This window comes from Neptuniibacter caesariensis (genome assembly GCF_000153345.1).
GTDB classification, from domain to species: Bacteria; Pseudomonadota; Gammaproteobacteria; order Pseudomonadales; family Balneatricaceae; genus Neptuniibacter; species Neptuniibacter caesariensis.
On the sequence record NZ_CH724125.1, the window covers coordinates 2,001,399 to 2,015,961 of the forward strand.

Consider the following 14,563-nt stretch of genomic DNA (forward strand, 5'->3'; position numbering starts at 1 on the left):
ACGCTTAGAACAGACGGCGGCAGCGAATAGTGCCTTCGATCTGTCTCAGGTTTTGTAGGGCAACCTGAGAGTAATCGGCATCAACGTCTACGACAACGTAACCTACTTTCTCATTTGTCTGCAGGTACTGGCCGCTGATGTTGATGCTGTTCTCCGAGAATACACTGTTGATCGCTGTCATAATGCCAGGCACGTTGTTATGAACATGCAGCAGACGGTGAACATTTGGATGTTCTGGCAGCGCAACTTCAGGGAAGTTAACTGAAGTGATAGAGGAACCGTTATCACTGTACTTGATCAGTTTCTCTGCTACTTCGTAACCGATGTTCTCCTGAGCTTCCATAGTAGAACCACCTACGTGAGGTGTCAGGATCACATTGTCATACTCGCGAAGAGGTGAGATGAACTCATCGTTGTTTGTACGTGGTTCAACTGGGAATACATCGACAGCTGCGCCCAGCAGACGACCTGAATCCAGTGCTTTACATAGCTCGTCGATCACTACAACCGTACCGCGTGCAGCGTTCAGGAAGATAGAGCCCTGTTTCATCTCTGCAAACTGAGCTTCACCCATCATATCTTGTGTAGACGGTGTCTCAGGTACATGCAGGGAAACAATATCACTGATGTTAAGCAGTTCCTTAAGAGAGCCAACCTGTGTTGCATTACCCAGTGGCAGTTTAGTCACAACGTCATAGAAGTAGACTTTCATACCTAGGGATTCAGCAATAACACTCAACTGAGAACCGATGCTGCCGTAACCAACAATACCCAGCTTCTTACCACGGATCTCGTAGGAGTTCTTAGCTGATTTCTGCCACTCACCGCGGTGAGCTTTAGCATTCTTCTCAGCGACGCCGCGCAGCAATAGGATTGCTTCAGCGATCACCAGTTCAGCTACAGAGCGAGTGTTAGAGAATGGCGCATTAAAGACTGCAACACCGCGCATCGTCGCGGCTTCCAGATTCACCTGGTTTGTTCCGATACAGAAACAACCAACAGCAACCAGTTTCTCGGCAGCAGCAAAGACTTTCTCAGTCAGCTGAGTACGCGAGCGGATACCGATGAAGTGAACATCCTTAATACGTGCAATCAGTTCTTCTTCTGGCAGTGAACCCGTCAGAAACTCAATGTTGGTGTAACCGTTTTGGTTAAATGTATCCACAGCAGACTGGTGGACACCTTCCAACAGCAATATCTTGATTTTGCTTTTATCAAGAGAGGTTGTTTGACTCATGGTGTGCAGCTCTTTTATTAAGTGGCTTGGTTCCGCTAGGGACGTGCCACAGGTTTAATGCTTAGTTCTGAGCGCGAATATTATCACAGGCAAAGTTGAAAAGGATGAATGTACAGCGGGGTTTGCTGGAAAAATATTCAACTTAAAGTGAGAAAGGTTGGATTTTGTGTGGAAAAGTAGGGAAAAGGGGTGAAAATCACCCCTTAAGAAAAGTGCTTAGCCGTAGAAGCATAGGTAAGCAGTTGCCTGCTCAACTTTCAACTGGAACTTCTGATTGGCAGCAACTTTAAATTCTGTGCCCGTTGGGTAAGACTGAAACTCGTCGCTACCAGGTAGTTTAACGATAAGCTCTCCGCTTACGACTTTCATCAGTTCATCTTCGCTGGTGCCGAACTCATACTCGCCTGGAGCCATGACACCTGAAGTGACATTACCTTCACTGTTTTCGAAACCGATGGATTTTACTTTACCGTCGAAGTACTCATTTACGTTCAGCATTTTTTGATCTCCTAAATTTGCCGCGAATCATAAAGATAATTACAGATCGCTGCAAATTATCTGCAATTCGCGTCGCTATGTTCGATTACAAAGTCGACAAAGGTCCGGTTTGCTTTGGACAGATAACCATCCTTACGCCATGCAATAGAGAGATCCAGCCAGACGGGGTCTGAAAAGGGCCGGGCTACAAGCTCGGGTTCATCTCTGATAACCATCTCCATCAGGGTTGATATAGCAAACCCCTGCTTGACGATCGATTTGATTAAAGGAATCAGATTGGTTTCAAAGCTGATGTTAGGTTTGATGCCTGTTTCTGCGGAGAGTCGGTCAACAACGTTGCGGTGGAAAAAGCCGCTGTTAAACATCACCAGTTCTTCGGCGAAAAGCTCTTTGGGATCAATCGCATGTTTGCGAGCAAAATGATGATCCTGTGGACAGATTACCATCATCTGTTCCCGCAGAAAGGTTTCAGATTCCAGGCCAGCCGAAGGGATTTGATCTACTACAACGGCAAGGTCCAGATCGCCTTGTTCCAGTAGTGATTGGAGTTTGCCTGCGCCGCCGTCAATTACTCGAAGGTTCAGCTGCGGGAAGCGGTGCCTGAATGCCATGAGAATCGGCGGGAAGTAATAAGAGCCGAGCATGCTCGGAATACCCACCCTGACTTCGCCTTTAAGCAGGCCTTTGATCTCCTGCATCTCAAGGAGAGCATCATCTGCCGCTTGTAGTATTCGCTGGGCATGCTGATAAAGTCGTTCACCTTCATCGGTCAGGCCGATCTGACGGTCACCTCGGTGGAGCAGTCGCAGGTCTAGCTGTTCCTCGAGCCTGCGGATGGTCATACTAATTGCGGGTTGGGCAATATGAAGCATCTCTGCGGCTTTTGTGAAGCTGCGTTGATCGGCAACCGTTTTAAAATAGAGCAGGTGTTTAATATCCAGCATAATAAAAATATATGGTTAAGATAATTTCTATATATTTTAATGATTTTAAATTGATTGTTACTCTGGCCGCAAATTAAAGAGGTGGATAATGATCGAATCAGGAACAAAAGCATTTTGGCGGGCGACGCTGGCATTATGCCTGGGCTCGTTCATGATTTTTGCAAATCTTTATGTCCCTCAACCTCTGTTACCTATGTTGGCCGATGAGTTTGCGGTGACTCCATTGCAGGCAAGCTGGAGCCTGACAGTCACCACTCTGACCCTTGGGCTGTCGTTGTTACTTTTTGGCCCTCTATCAGATGCTCTGGGTAGGACCCGGCTGATGGTGATTAGTATGTGTGGCGCGGTTCTCTGCTGTTTTGCGCTATCTCAGGTGACTGAGTTTAATACTCTGATTCTGCTCAGAGCTATACAGGGAATCTGTCTGGCGGGTTTGCCAGCGATTGCTATTGCCTACATGGGGGATGAGTTCAAAAAAACGGCTATGTTGGTTGCCGTTGGCCTGTATATCAGTGGCAATACCCTGGGAGGCATAGGTGGGCGTCTGATCGGTGGATTTATGGGAGATCTGTTGGGTTGGCAGTCTGCTTTTGCGGCTATGAGCCTGATTAGCCTGATCTGTCTTTGTTTGTTTGTCTGGTTATTACCGGAGTCTAATCATTTCAAACCGCAACGGTTACAGCCTGCAAAGATGTTGTCAGATATAGGCAGGCATCTTCGTAATCCTTTGCTGTTGCTGGCTTACCTGTTTGGTGGGTTTAACTTCTTTATTTTTATCAACCAGTACAGCTATGTGACTTTTTTATTGGCCGATGAGCCTTACTATCTTACTGCCAGTGTCCTGGGCATGCTGTTCCTGACTTATCTTAGCGGGACACTGGGATCTGCAGTGTCAGGGCGTTTCGCTCACTGGTTGCCTCAGCCTCTGGTGATGGCATTTGGGGTGCTATTTATTATGCTAGGGTCGCTTCTGACTCTGGTGCCTTCGATCTGGGCCATCATCATGGGTTTATTTATCAATGCGTTTGGGTTCTTTGTCGCGCACTCAACGGCCAGCAGCTGGGTGAGCCATCATGCTGAGGGGGCAAAGGCAACAGCCTCATCAATCTACCTGGTGTTTTACTATCTTGGTGCGAGTAGTGGCGGCTTTTATCTGGATCCATTTTGGCAAATGGCGGGCTGGTATGGGGTTATTTACGGGTCGCTATTGGTGCTTTGCGCTACTTTGTTATGCGCCCTTGTTCTCTATCATAAAACCCGTAGAACGCTGGTGGCGATCGACTGTGCCGGTTAAACTCAGGTTTATTAGTTAACTGAGGAGCTTGGAATGGGATATCAACATCGTTATCAAGATGGGTCATCAGCTGGATTGCCAACAGGGAAAGTTATCTGTGTAGGGCGTAACTATGCGGATCATGCAGCTGAACTGAATAATCCAATCCCGACCGAGCCGATGTTATTTATCAAGCCTTCTACCTGCGTTGTGGATATGGCTGAGCCTTTTAAGGTGCCTCAGGATCATGGTGAGGTGCACTTTGAAACGGAGATGGCGATCCTGATCGGTAAACAGCTGACCCATGCAAGCGAAGCTGAAGCGGCGGCAGCCATTGTTGGTGTAGGTTTGGGGTTAGATCTAACCTTGCGCGAACTACAGGGGCGTCTTAAGGAAAAAGGCCATCCATGGGAGAAATCAAAAGCCTTTGATGGTTCTTGTCCGCTCTCTGCATTTGTAACAGCGGATCAAATAACAGACCTACAGGATGTTGAGATTCGGTTGTTTGTAAATGACGAGTTACGTCAACAAGGTAATAGCGCTTTGATGTTGAACAGGGTGCTACCGCTCATTAGTCATACTAGTGAGTTTTTCACGCTTGAGCCTGGTGATGTGATTCTGACAGGAACGCCTGCAGGTGTTGGTCCAGTAAAGGCGGGTGATCAGTTGCAGGTTGAACTTGCTGATCTTATTGCCATCTCGACTGAAGCGATCTAATCGTGTTGTTGCGATTTATTCTGTTTTTCTGTGTCGCTTTCTCCGCTAAGGCGGCTCCGCACTGGCAGGCACCCGAGTATCTGGTCCAGGCATTTTCCGAAATAGCTTTGCGTAACGAGTATACACAGCAAGGGCAGCTCGTCAGGCGTTGGCAAAAACCTGTTAATGTCTGGCTGGATCATCAGGTTGCAGACCGGGAACTGCATACTGATCTGGTCAGAATGCATATCAAACATCTCTCCCAGATAACCGGGCATCCTATAAGGCTGGTCTCTGAACAACGTAAAGCAAATCTCACCGTAGTTTTTACCAGGCAGGCGCAATGGCGATCACAGGTTCGCAAGCGCTTTGGAAAAGAGGCGGAGAAGGTGGTTCATGGTGCAGTTTGTATGGCGAATTTCCGAACCGATGGGCGTGGGGAGATAATCCAGGCGGATGTTATTATTCCGGTCGATCAGGCGCGTATGCATGGAAAATTGGTGACCTGTATTGTTGAAGAGATTACCCAGGTGATGGGCCTGCCAAATGATTCTGATAAGGTCTACCCGTCGATTTTTAACGATAAAACGCCTGAAGACCTATTATCCGGATTGGATTATCTGTTGTTGAAGATGCTATATCAGCCGCAAGTTGAGCCGGGTATGGATCAACGAGAAGTTCGGCCTATATTAAAAAAGTTGATCCGAAGCTGGCAGCAACAAGGTACAATCAGCTCCGCGCAACGTGAGGTGAAACGAGGCGAACTTTATTCTCTTTTAGGCTACTGAGGAATTTATTGTGGCTTTTTTATGGGTCAAGGTCTTTCATATTCTGGCAATGACTAGCTGGATGGCGGGCATTTTCTATCTGCCACGTATTTTTGTTCACTATGTCGAAGGTCGCGAAGCCGGACAGGATGTCGCGCGGTTGGAAATAATGGCCGGTAAGTTGTTTGGCTTTATGACCATTATGGCAGTGTTTACCCTGGGATTGGGTTTGTGGCTAATGATTGGCTTCGGTATTAGCGGTGGTTGGATGCATGCCAAGCTGCTATTTGTTGGCCTGTTGATTGGTTATCACTTCTGGTGCAAAGCTTATTTAAACAAGATGAGAGCCGGAAGCCTGGACAAAAGCGGCCGCTATTTTCGTTTATTCAATGAGTTGCCGTTACTGATCTTTATTCCGATACTGATTTTTGTAGTTGTGAAACCATTCTGAACAGACTTATCTACGAGTGCTGGCGGCAACTTTGGCTGCTAGCCGCTCGACTCTTTCCTGAAGTGCATCAATCTCTGAATAGAAGTGTTCAGCTTCCGGGCGGGTGGGGATAAAGCGCACTTCCTCTTTAAGGTACTCGTCCAGGTTGCTGATTAAGCTGCTTCCGGCATTTTTGTACCACTGCGCTTTCCAGGCGGCATAGAGTGCAATCTGATGGGCAGGTAAGTCTCCAATGATATCGCCGAGCATCATCTCCCAATCAATCTGGGCATCGGCGAGGATCTCCTGAAATCGCGTTGCGAGAGCGCTGTCACCTGATATCTGGATGGTTTTACCAAACATCGCATCAGCTTTGTCTTTACTGCTGGCTAGCGTTAAGAAGTCGTTGGCTGTGCCCCTGAGGATGGCATCAGGTGTGTCCTGATAGACAGACTGAATCTGTACCCCGTCAGAATTTGGCAGTAAAAACAGATTGAGTTGTGGAAAAGTCAGTTCAATCTGAATGACCTTACCCTCTAATCGGGCAAGATGCTGAAGTGTTACAGGATCACGATGAATAAGCTTGTTGATAAGCGCTTCAGCGGTTGTAAACAGGGAAGCTTGCAGCATCTCAATCATTGTTAGCTACCCGCTTATGGCTTGATGCCTGTGTGCAGCGCGACTATGCCACCGGTCATATTCTGGAACTTGCAGTTGGTCAGGCCTGCATCCTGCATCATCGATTTCAGGGTCTCCTGATCCGGGTGCATACGGATAGACTCAGCTAAATAGCGGTAGCTGTCAGCGTCGCCTGCAATCATAGAACCCATCTGCGGCAGGATATTAAACGAATAGAAATCGTAAGCTTTGGTCAGTAGCGGGTTATCGGTTTTTGAAAATTCGAGTACCATCAGTTTACCGCCCGGCTTAAGAACACGCGCCATGGAACGAAGCGCGGCGTCTTTATCCGTCACATTACGCAGGCCGAAGGCAATGGTGATCACATCAAAGGTGTTATCAGGGAATGGCAGACATTCTGCGTTTGCCTGAACAAATTCAACGTTTCCGGTAACGCCTTTATCCAGTAATTTGTCACGACCCACTTTCAGCATCGAGTCATTGATATCGGCTAGAACAACTTTGCCGCTTGGACCAACCAGACGTGAGAAACGCATGGTCAGATCCCCGGTTCCACCGGCGATATCCAGAATAGTATTTCCAGTGCGAACGCCACTCTGTTCGATGGTGATGCGTTTCCAGAGACGGTGAACACCGCCAGACATCAGGTCATTCATCAGGTCGTACTTACCAGCTACGCTGTGGAAAACATCGGCAACGCGATTCACTTTATCTTCAGTACGAACATCTTCATAACCAAAGTGAGTCGTGTCGTTTTTATGCTGGTCAGCCATGTGGAGTGTCCTGAATCTGTTCAAAAATACGATGGCCAAATTGTACCGGTATGCTTGGCCCTTGTCTTTGTTTATCTACCGATGGCGATTAACCCACCATCACGGCTTTCACCTGCATCTTCTAGCTTTTGCAGATAGATAGCCCAGTACTGATCGTGGTTGTATGCCAGATCATGCAAGCAGTCCCATGTATAGAGACCGCTGTCATGGCCGTCATCAAAGACGATCTTTAGCGCATAGTTACCGGAAGGAATCAGTTCATTGATTCCCACCAGTTTTTTGCCGGTTTGCAGTACGCCGTTCCCAATGCCATGACCACGCACTTCCGCTGAAGGTGAGTGCACTCGCAGGTACTCAGCTGTTAGCTCAAAACTGTCACTCCCGTACGTGAGTTCCAGCGTACGGGACTTTTTATGCAGTTTAATCTGCGATGGTAGTGGCGCTTTTGACATGGGAAACTCCGTTACAGGATGTAGTGACTCAGATCTTCATCCTTGCTGAGCTCACTGAGTTGCTGATCAACAAATGCTTTATCGACAGTGATGGTTTGTCCATTGCAGTCTGATGCGGCAAAAGACAGCTCTTCGAGGAGACGCTCCATCATTGTATGCAGTCGGCGTGCGCCAATATTCTCAGTGCTTTCATTAACGTCGAAAGCAAGTTCAGCAATACGGCTGATGCCTTCATCGGTGAAGACAACGTCTACGCCTTCAGTTTTCAGTAGTGCCTGGTACTGCTGAGTAAGCGATGCATTGGGCTCTTTCAGGATACGACGGAAATCATCTGGTGTCAGGGCGTTTAGTTCGACGCGGATCGGCAAACGGCCTTGTAGCTCAGGGATAAGATCCGAAGGTTTAGCCAAGTGGAAAGCGCCTGAAGCGATAAACAAAATATGATCGGTTTTCACCATTCCGTATTTTGTGCTTACCGTGCAGCCTTCAATCAGCGGAAGCAGATCGCGCTGAACACCTTCACGGGAAACATCGCCGCTGCTGTTTGATCCGCCTTTGCAAACCTTATCGATCTCGTCAAGGAAGACAATGCCGTGTTGTTCAACCAGCTCAACAGCATTCTGCTTTAGTTCATCTTCTTTAACCAGGTTGGCTGCTTCTTCGTCGGTCAGCATCTTAAACGCGTCTTTGATCTTCATGCGACGCTGCTGTTTTTTACCGCCGCCCATGCCAGAGAACATGCTCTGCAGCTGGTTGGTCATCTCTTCCATACCTGGAGGCGCCATGATCTCAACGCCCATCTGAGGCTGCGCAATCTCAATGTCGATCTCTTTATCGTCCAGTTGACCTTCACGCAGTTTCTTGCGGAATACTTGACGGGTTGCGCTATCTTCAGACTTGGCTGGCTCTTCGCCAAAACCGGTCGGACGTGCCGGTGGTAACAATGCGTCTAGAACGCGCTCCTCAGCGGCCTCTTCGGCACGGAAACGGACTTTTTCCATCTCCTGTTCACGCATCATTTTGATCGCCATATCCACAAGGTCACGGATGATCGTCTCAACATCACGACCTACGTAGCCCACTTCAGTAAATTTTGTCGCTTCTACTTTGATGAAAGGGGCATTAGCTAATTTTGCCAAGCGGCGGGCAATTTCGGTTTTACCAACACCAGTAGGACCGATCATTAGAATGTTCTTTGGGGTTACCTCAACACGCAGCTCTTCATCCAGCTGCATACGGCGCCAGCGGTTACGCAGAGCAATCGCGACAGAACGTTTAGCTTCATCCTGGCCGATAATATGGCGGTCCAGCTCAGAAACGATTTCACGAGGGGTCATATTAGACATATTGATTTCCTTAAGCTGAATCAGGCAACAGAATCGAGTTCTTCGATTGTCAGGTTGTCATTACTGAACACACAGATACCGGCTGCAATCTGCAGACTCTTTTCAACAATATCTTTGGCTGGTAGCTCGGTGTTATCGGTTAGCGCACGGGCCGCTGCCAGTGCAAAGTTACCACCAGAACCGATAGCGATTACGCCATCTTCAGGTTCAATAATGTCGCCACTGCCTGAGATCAGGTAAGTTTTTTCTTTGTTAGCGACCAGCATCAATGCTTCAAGCTTGCGTAAAACGCGGTCACCGCGCCACTCTTTTGCCAGGCTTACAACCGCATTGAAAATGTTTCCCTGATGCTTCTCCAACTGGGCTTCAAACAGATCCAGCAGGGTGATGGCATCGGCGGTACTGCCTGCGAAACCAGTAATGGTATCGTGTTTGGCCAGGCGGCGAACTTTGCGGGCGGTACCTTTCATAACGGTATTACCCAGTGAAACCTGACCATCGCCGCCTACGACGACTTTGTCACCACGACGTACAGATACAATCGTTGTCATTTTCTATAGCTCCTTAGGGAGTGGGCTCAATGCCTGGTAACGCGATGTAGTAAGGGCATTGAATACTAGGGTTTACAGAAAGATGGTGACGACTGCGTTAATTTCAAGTCAAAAGAGGTGAGTATCTGGAATCTAGTCGCTAGACGTAGATTCCAGAAGGGTTACTGCTTGATGCGAAGTGGTTGAATATTCTGCTGAACCAGCTTGTCATAGGCTTTTGAAAGGCGGGAGCGGTTGTCGAATGGGCCTAAGCGCACACGGTACCACAAGGTTCCATCCTTGCTCTTGCTGGTGTCAGTGTGAACATTCGGTAAGCCAAGCAGAATAAGCTGGGCACGCATCTGTTCTGCATCAGCCTTGGATTTAAAAGAGCCTGCCTGCAATAGATATTTATGCTGGGTCTTAGCGTCCTTAGGTGTGGATTTGTAGGCATCCACCTGAGGCGCTTTTACCTCACTTTTCTCCAGCATCTCGTAAAATTCAAAGCGCTTTTTATCTTCCGCGGTTGTGCTTTGCTCAACGACAGGTGCCTGACTTTTAGCGGGTGGGGATTTTTGCGGTGCAGGTTTGCTTTTGGCTAGTGGTGTGTTGCTAGAGCCTGGGTCCACCTGAGTCAGTTGGTACAGACCGTAGCCAAGCCCCGATAGCATCATTAGGGTGATCGCTAAGAGTACCGTCGGAAAGCGCTTTTTCGGTTTCGCGGGTGCACGCTTAGGGGTGGGCTTAGCGCGGCTGGCAGAAGCCTTACCGCGCTTATTCTTAGCATAGTCCTTTCGGGATGCCATTGGTTACATCTGCTCCGGTGCAGAAACGCCAAGTAGATCCAGACCATTTGCCAGTACGTGGCGAACGGCAACGGCCAGCGTCAAACGTGCGTTACGCAAGTCGGCATCTTCTACCAGTGTTTTCTCAGAGTTATAGTAGGTATGGAACTCAGCAGCCAGATCTTTAAGGTAGTTAGCAATCTGGTGAGGTTCGCGTGCATTTGCTGCGTTCTTCACGACCTCCGGGTAGCGACCCAGATTGATCACCAGGTTCTTTTCTGATTCAAGCTCAAGACTATCGAGTGCTTCAATGCCGGTGGCTTCGTCCCAGCTAAGGTTGTTCTCTTTCAGCTTGCGGAAGATTGAGCAAACACGCGCATGAGCATACTGAATATAGTAAACCGGATTATCGGCAGACTCGGAACGTGCCAGATCAATATCGAAAGTCAGGTGACTGTCGGATTTACGTGCAGCCAGGAAATATCGAGTTGCATCACGACCAACCTCTTCAATTAGGTCGCGCAGAGTGACGTAGCTACCCGCACGTTTAGAGATTTTAACCTCTTCTCCACCTTTCATGACGGTAACCATCTGGTGAAGCACGTAATCAGGCCAGCCTTTAGGAATATCGGCTTTAAGTGCCTGCAGGCCTGCGCGTACACGGGTGATAGTACTGTGATGATCGGCACCTTGTTCGTTGATGACCGTATCAAAGCCACGCTGCCATTTGTTCAGGTGGTAAGCGACATCCGGGACGAAGTAAGTATAGCCACCATCTTTTTTACGCATAACGCGGTCTTTGTCATCGCCAAAATCTGTAGTGCGAAGCCAGAGTGCTCCATCATCTTCGTAGGTGTAGCCATTTTCGATCAGCTTCTGAACTGCGGCTTCAACCTTACCTTCGGTATATAGCGAAGACTCGAGGAAGAACACATCAAAATCTACACCGAAAGCCTGCAGATCAAGATCCTGCTCATGACGAAGATAAGCAACAGCGAAGTGACGAATGGCTTCTAGATCTTCGGCATCTTTAGTTCCAGTAAAGCTCTGATCTTCAGATTTTACTGTATCGCCACGCATGAAACTTTCAGCGAGTTCAACAATATAGTCACCACGGTAGCCATCAGCAGGCCAGCTTGGATCCTCGGGTGTCAGGCCTTTACAGCGAGCCTGAACGGAAAATGCCAGATTATTAATCTGCTGGCCGGCGTCGTTGTAGTAGAACTCTCGAGTTACATCCCAGCCGTTAGCGTCCATTAGTCGGCATAGGCAATCGCCTACTGCAGCGCCTCGACCATGGCCGATATGGAGTGGGCCGGTCGGGTTGGCTGATACAAACTCAACTTGTACTTTGCGGCCTGCGCCATCGTTATTGCGACCGTAAGCTTCTTTTTCAGTCAAGATGGTTTTAACCAGGTTCCCTGTGGAGGCACCACTGATGAAAAAGTTGATAAAGCCAGGACCAGCAATCTCAGTACGCTTCAGATTATCTGATTCCGGTAGTGCCTCAACCAGCTTTTCTGCAAGCTGACGAGGGTTGCTTTTCGCCGCTTTTGCCAGGGTCATAGCGATGTTAGAGGCGTAATCACCGTGACTCTTGTCACGGGTGTTTTCAACCATAATCTTAGGTTGCACATCTGCAGGCAGGGTGCCGTTCTCGATCAGGTTTTTCAGCGCGGATTCAATCAGCTCTGCAATAATCTGTTTCATTAGTGTACTTACTACCGTTTGAAGTCTGTCAGTGGGCTCGCGGGCCTGATATGTCAGATTTGAGCCGCTAAGGAACCGCGTATTATCCCTGTAAATCTTCTCTATGTTAAGTGTCTTGCAGCCTAACTGGCTAAAAAGTATCCGCGGGGTCGACATCTATGGACCAGCGGACTTTTCTTGATTCTTTGTTTTGCTCCAGATACCAGCACAGGTTGGCGAGTAACTGGTGCAGAGATTTTCGGTTTTCAGCATAGATCATCAACTGCGCCCTATGCATTCCGGCTCTTTTCTCCATAGGGGAGGGGAAAGGACCAATCCAGCTTGCATCGTGGGGTAAAAGCATATCGTCTTCCAACTGCTGACGGATGGCAGCCAGAAACGATTCGGCTCGGCCCTGAGTAGAGGTTTCGGCCCGTAATAGCGCATAGTGAGTATAAGGTGGAAGTTGCGCCATTTTGCGGTTGTGTAGTTCTTCCTGCGCAAAAGCACAGTAACCGTGATTTACCAGGGTTTGTAATGTCGGGTGGTCAGCATGGTAAGTTTGCATTAACACTTTACCTGGATGATCTGCTCGACCTGCTCTGCCTGCGACCTGCAGGATGAGTTGCGCTGTTCGCTCCATACCTCGGAAGTCAGCGCTGAACAGTCCGCTATCTGCGTTTAGGATCGCGACCAGAGTGACTTTGGGGAAATGGTGGCCTTTAGCCAGCATCTGGGTGCCCACTAAAATGCAGGGATCGCCGGTGTTGACCTTATGCATGATCTCCTGCATCGCGTTTTTGCGTTGGGTGCTATCGCGGTCGACACGGATGACCGGGAAGTCGGGGAACATGGCTTTAAGCGCCTGTTCACTCCGCTCTGTACCAACACCGACGGGTTGTAGCTGATCGCTGTTGCACTCAGGGCAGCGTTGTGGAATTGCAGCTTGCTTATCGCAGTGGTGACAGTGCAGATGTGGTGGTCTTTGGTGCAACGTCATGTGAGCGTCGCAGCGATTGCAATCGGCTATCCAGCCGCAGTCATGGCAGGTCAGTGTTGGTGAATATCCTCGTCTATTAAGGAAGACTAGCACCTGAGTGCCTGATTCCAGGTGCTTGCGGATCGCATTGATCAGTGGCGCCGACAAACCTTCACTGAGGTTCTCCTGCCGTATATCCAGTAACTTAAATTCTGGAGGCGCCGAATTGCCCGCTCGTTGGGTCATTCTCAGCCAGTGATAGCGACCTTCAATAGCATTGTGCAACGTTTCCAAAGAGGGAGTGGCACTGCCAAGAATGACAGGAATTTTTTCATCCCTAGCGCGCATAACGGAAAGGTCGCGGGCTGAGTAACGGAAACCATCCTGTTGCTTAAAGGAAGCATCATGCTCTTCATCAATAATGATAATGCCTGGCGCTTTCATCGGGGTGAAAATCGCCGAGCGGGTGCCTATGATGATACGTGCGATACCCTCTCTGGCTTGCAGCCACGCATCGAGGCGCTGGCGATCTGTCATGTTTGAGTGCAATGCCACAATAGGTACACTAAAACGCTGCTTGAACCGGCTTACAGTTTGCGGAGTCAGTCCAATTTCAGGCACTAGAACCAGGGCTTGTTTGCCTTGCCGAAGCACTTTTTCGATTGCCTGAAGATATACTTCAGTTTTACCGGAGCCTGTGACCCCTTCCAGCAAATTGATAGCAAACTCATGCTGGCCATTTATATGCTCAATGCAGAGCTGTTGCTCACTATTTAGTGTTAATGGCGCTTCGTGAAGGATCTGTTCATCGTGATGGCTATGTTTCCGCTGAAATGATTCTGCAAGTCCTTTTTCTGCTAGTGAAGATAAAGCGGATATGTTGGCACCCTCAGCTTTTAATGCGTCGGTGCTGATCCCTTGAGGATGTTCCAGCAGAAGCTGTAGTAGTTCTATCTGACGTATCGCGTTTGCCTTTAATTGATCAGTAGAGGCCGTTTCAGAGGCTCGCCACAGAGTTTCGTGCTGAAACTCACAAGCATTCCCTTTACGCAGTAAGACAGGCAGGGCTTGTTGAATGGCATCCCCCTCGGGGTGTTGGTAATAACTGGCAGCCCATCGAGCTAACTTAAAAAGGTGTTGTGGCAATGGTGGGCTATTATCGAGGAGCGATTTCACACGTTTTAGCTTATTAAGGCTGAATTCACTCTCTTCGGCTACTTCAATCAGAACACCAATCACCTCGCGTCGACCAAAGGGAGCTATGACACGGATGCCTGGCTGTAGATTCTCTACAGAAATACCCTCGGGGGGCAGATAATCGAACAGTCGGCGTAAAGGACTAGGTATGGCGAGGCGGAGAATGCTCATATTTACGTTAATTGCTCATTATTTAGGCAGTTTTGTGTTGCTAAGCTTTATATGCATGCGTATAATCCGCCGCCTACTTAACGTACTGATGGTTTAAGTCAGTAGTTTAAATCAATGCGGTGCCTGGCAGAAGAGATGATCAGGTGGCGGCATGAAT

The 14,563-nt window shown here is 48.6% G+C and carries 15 protein-coding genes; 4 read left to right on the forward strand and 11 right to left on the reverse strand.

Annotated elements, in window-relative coordinates; genetic code table 11:
• Positions 1–4: 4 nt before the first annotated feature.
• The 3 genes from serA to MED92_RS09280 all read right to left on the reverse strand — a co-directional run bounded on the left by serA (position 5) and on the right by MED92_RS09280 (position 2,679).
• Complete coding sequence (gene serA, locus MED92_RS09270) at positions 5–1,237, reverse strand: phosphoglycerate dehydrogenase (RefSeq protein ID WP_007021269.1); 1,233 nt, start codon at positions 1,235–1,237, stop codon at positions 5–7.
• A 216-nt stretch (positions 1,238–1,453) separates the two neighbouring features.
• Positions 1,454–1,735, reverse strand: a complete 282-nt coding sequence (ppnP, locus tag MED92_RS09275; RefSeq protein WP_007021270.1) for a pyrimidine/purine nucleoside phosphorylase — start codon at positions 1,733–1,735, stop codon at positions 1,454–1,456.
• Between the two features lie 56 nt (positions 1,736–1,791).
• Positions 1,792–2,679 (reverse strand): LysR family transcriptional regulator, encoded by an 888-nt coding sequence (locus MED92_RS09280; protein WP_007021271.1) that lies wholly within the window; start codon positions 2,677–2,679, stop codon positions 1,792–1,794.
• Between the two features lie 88 nt (positions 2,680–2,767).
• On the opposite strand from MED92_RS09280, the gene MED92_RS09285 reads away from it, so the two are divergent.
• From MED92_RS09285 to MED92_RS09300, 4 genes are read left to right on the forward strand one after another with little or no spacing between them, the layout of a single operon-like run.
• A complete protein-coding gene (locus MED92_RS09285) occupies positions 2,768–3,973 on the forward strand; it encodes an MFS transporter (RefSeq protein ID WP_007021272.1) in 1,206 nt (401 codons plus the stop codon).
• A 33-nt stretch (positions 3,974–4,006) separates the two neighbouring features.
• Entirely contained in the window at positions 4,007–4,669 is a 663-nt protein-coding gene (locus MED92_RS09290) for a fumarylacetoacetate hydrolase family protein (protein WP_007021273.1), read from the forward strand.
• A 2-nt stretch (positions 4,670–4,671) separates the two neighbouring features.
• Complete coding sequence (locus MED92_RS09295; RefSeq protein ID WP_007021274.1) at positions 4,672–5,436, forward strand: DUF2927 domain-containing protein; 765 nt, start codon at positions 4,672–4,674, stop codon at positions 5,434–5,436.
• A 10-nt stretch (positions 5,437–5,446) separates the two neighbouring features.
• Positions 5,447–5,866 carry a CopD family protein gene (locus MED92_RS09300; protein ID WP_007021275.1) on the forward strand — a complete coding sequence of 140 codons (420 nt, stop codon included), beginning with the start codon at positions 5,447–5,449 and terminating at the stop codon, positions 5,864–5,866.
• A 6-nt stretch (positions 5,867–5,872) separates the two neighbouring features.
• Here MED92_RS09300 and MED92_RS09305 read toward each other — a convergent pair whose 3' ends face one another.
• From MED92_RS09305 to MED92_RS09340, 8 genes are all read right to left on the reverse strand, one after another.
• Positions 5,873–6,484: a ubiquinone biosynthesis accessory factor UbiJ gene (locus MED92_RS09305; protein ID WP_007021276.1), complete on the reverse strand. Its 612-nt coding sequence runs from the start codon at positions 6,482–6,484 to the stop codon at positions 5,873–5,875.
• Positions 6,485–6,498: 14 nt separating this feature from the next.
• Positions 6,499–7,257, reverse strand: a complete 759-nt coding sequence (gene ubiE / locus MED92_RS09310) for a bifunctional demethylmenaquinone methyltransferase/2-methoxy-6-polyprenyl-1,4-benzoquinol methylase UbiE (RefSeq protein WP_007021277.1) — start codon at positions 7,255–7,257, stop codon at positions 6,499–6,501.
• A 71-nt stretch (positions 7,258–7,328) separates the two neighbouring features.
• Positions 7,329–7,709 carry a gamma-butyrobetaine hydroxylase family protein gene (locus tag MED92_RS09315; protein ID WP_007021278.1) on the reverse strand — a complete coding sequence of 127 codons (381 nt, stop codon included), beginning with the start codon at positions 7,707–7,709 and terminating at the stop codon, positions 7,329–7,331.
• 11 nt (positions 7,710–7,720) lie between these two features.
• A complete protein-coding gene (gene hslU / locus MED92_RS09320; protein WP_007021279.1) occupies positions 7,721–9,055 on the reverse strand; it encodes an HslU--HslV peptidase ATPase subunit in 1,335 nt (444 codons plus the stop codon).
• A 20-nt stretch (positions 9,056–9,075) separates the two neighbouring features.
• Positions 9,076–9,606: an ATP-dependent protease subunit HslV gene (gene hslV / locus MED92_RS09325; RefSeq protein ID WP_007021280.1), complete on the reverse strand. Its 531-nt coding sequence runs from the start codon at positions 9,604–9,606 to the stop codon at positions 9,076–9,078.
• Positions 9,607–9,767: 161 nt separating this feature from the next.
• Entirely contained in the window at positions 9,768–10,391 is a 624-nt protein-coding gene (locus MED92_RS09330) for an SPOR domain-containing protein (RefSeq protein ID WP_007021281.1), read from the reverse strand.
• Between the two features lie 3 nt (positions 10,392–10,394).
• Positions 10,395–12,080 (reverse strand): arginine--tRNA ligase, encoded by a 1,686-nt coding sequence (argS, locus tag MED92_RS09335; RefSeq protein WP_007021282.1) that lies wholly within the window; start codon positions 12,078–12,080, stop codon positions 10,395–10,397.
• 130 nt (positions 12,081–12,210) lie between these two features.
• Positions 12,211–14,406: a primosomal protein N' gene (locus tag MED92_RS09340; protein WP_007021283.1), complete on the reverse strand. Its 2,196-nt coding sequence runs from the start codon at positions 14,404–14,406 to the stop codon at positions 12,211–12,213.
• Positions 14,407–14,563 lie beyond the last annotated feature (157 nt).

Excerpts from the sequence above, each read along its gene's own strand:
- serA (WP_007021269.1), bottom strand. The coding sequence starts at position 1,237 with ATGAGTCAAACAACCTCTCTTGATAAAAGCAAAATCAAGATATTGCTG.
- ppnP (WP_007021270.1), bottom strand. The coding sequence starts at position 1,735 with ATGCTGAACGTAAATGAGTACTTCGACGGTAAAGTAAAATCCATCGGT.
- MED92_RS09280 (WP_007021271.1), bottom strand. The coding sequence starts at position 2,679 with ATGCTGGATATTAAACACCTGCTCTATTTTAAAACGGTTGCCGATCAA.
- MED92_RS09285 (WP_007021272.1), top strand. The coding sequence starts at position 2,768 with ATGATCGAATCAGGAACAAAAGCATTTTGGCGGGCGACGCTGGCATTA.
- MED92_RS09290 (WP_007021273.1), top strand. The coding sequence starts at position 4,007 with ATGGGATATCAACATCGTTATCAAGATGGGTCATCAGCTGGATTGCCA.
- MED92_RS09305 (WP_007021276.1), bottom strand. The coding sequence starts at position 6,484 with ATGATTGAGATGCTGCAAGCTTCCCTGTTTACAACCGCTGAAGCGCTT.
- ubiE (WP_007021277.1), bottom strand. The coding sequence starts at position 7,257 with ATGGCTGACCAGCATAAAAACGACACGACTCACTTTGGTTATGAAGAT.
- MED92_RS09315 (WP_007021278.1), bottom strand. The coding sequence starts at position 7,709 with ATGTCAAAAGCGCCACTACCATCGCAGATTAAACTGCATAAAAAGTCC.
- hslU (WP_007021279.1), bottom strand. The coding sequence starts at position 9,055 with ATGTCTAATATGACCCCTCGTGAAATCGTTTCTGAGCTGGACCGCCAT.
- hslV (WP_007021280.1), bottom strand. The coding sequence starts at position 9,606 with ATGACAACGATTGTATCTGTACGTCGTGGTGACAAAGTCGTCGTAGGC.
- MED92_RS09330 (WP_007021281.1), bottom strand. The coding sequence starts at position 10,391 with ATGGCATCCCGAAAGGACTATGCTAAGAATAAGCGCGGTAAGGCTTCT.
- argS (WP_007021282.1), bottom strand. The coding sequence starts at position 12,080 with ATGAAACAGATTATTGCAGAGCTGATTGAATCCGCGCTGAAAAACCTG.
- MED92_RS09340 (WP_007021283.1), bottom strand. The coding sequence starts at position 14,406 with ATGAGCATTCTCCGCCTCGCCATACCTAGTCCTTTACGCCGACTGTTC.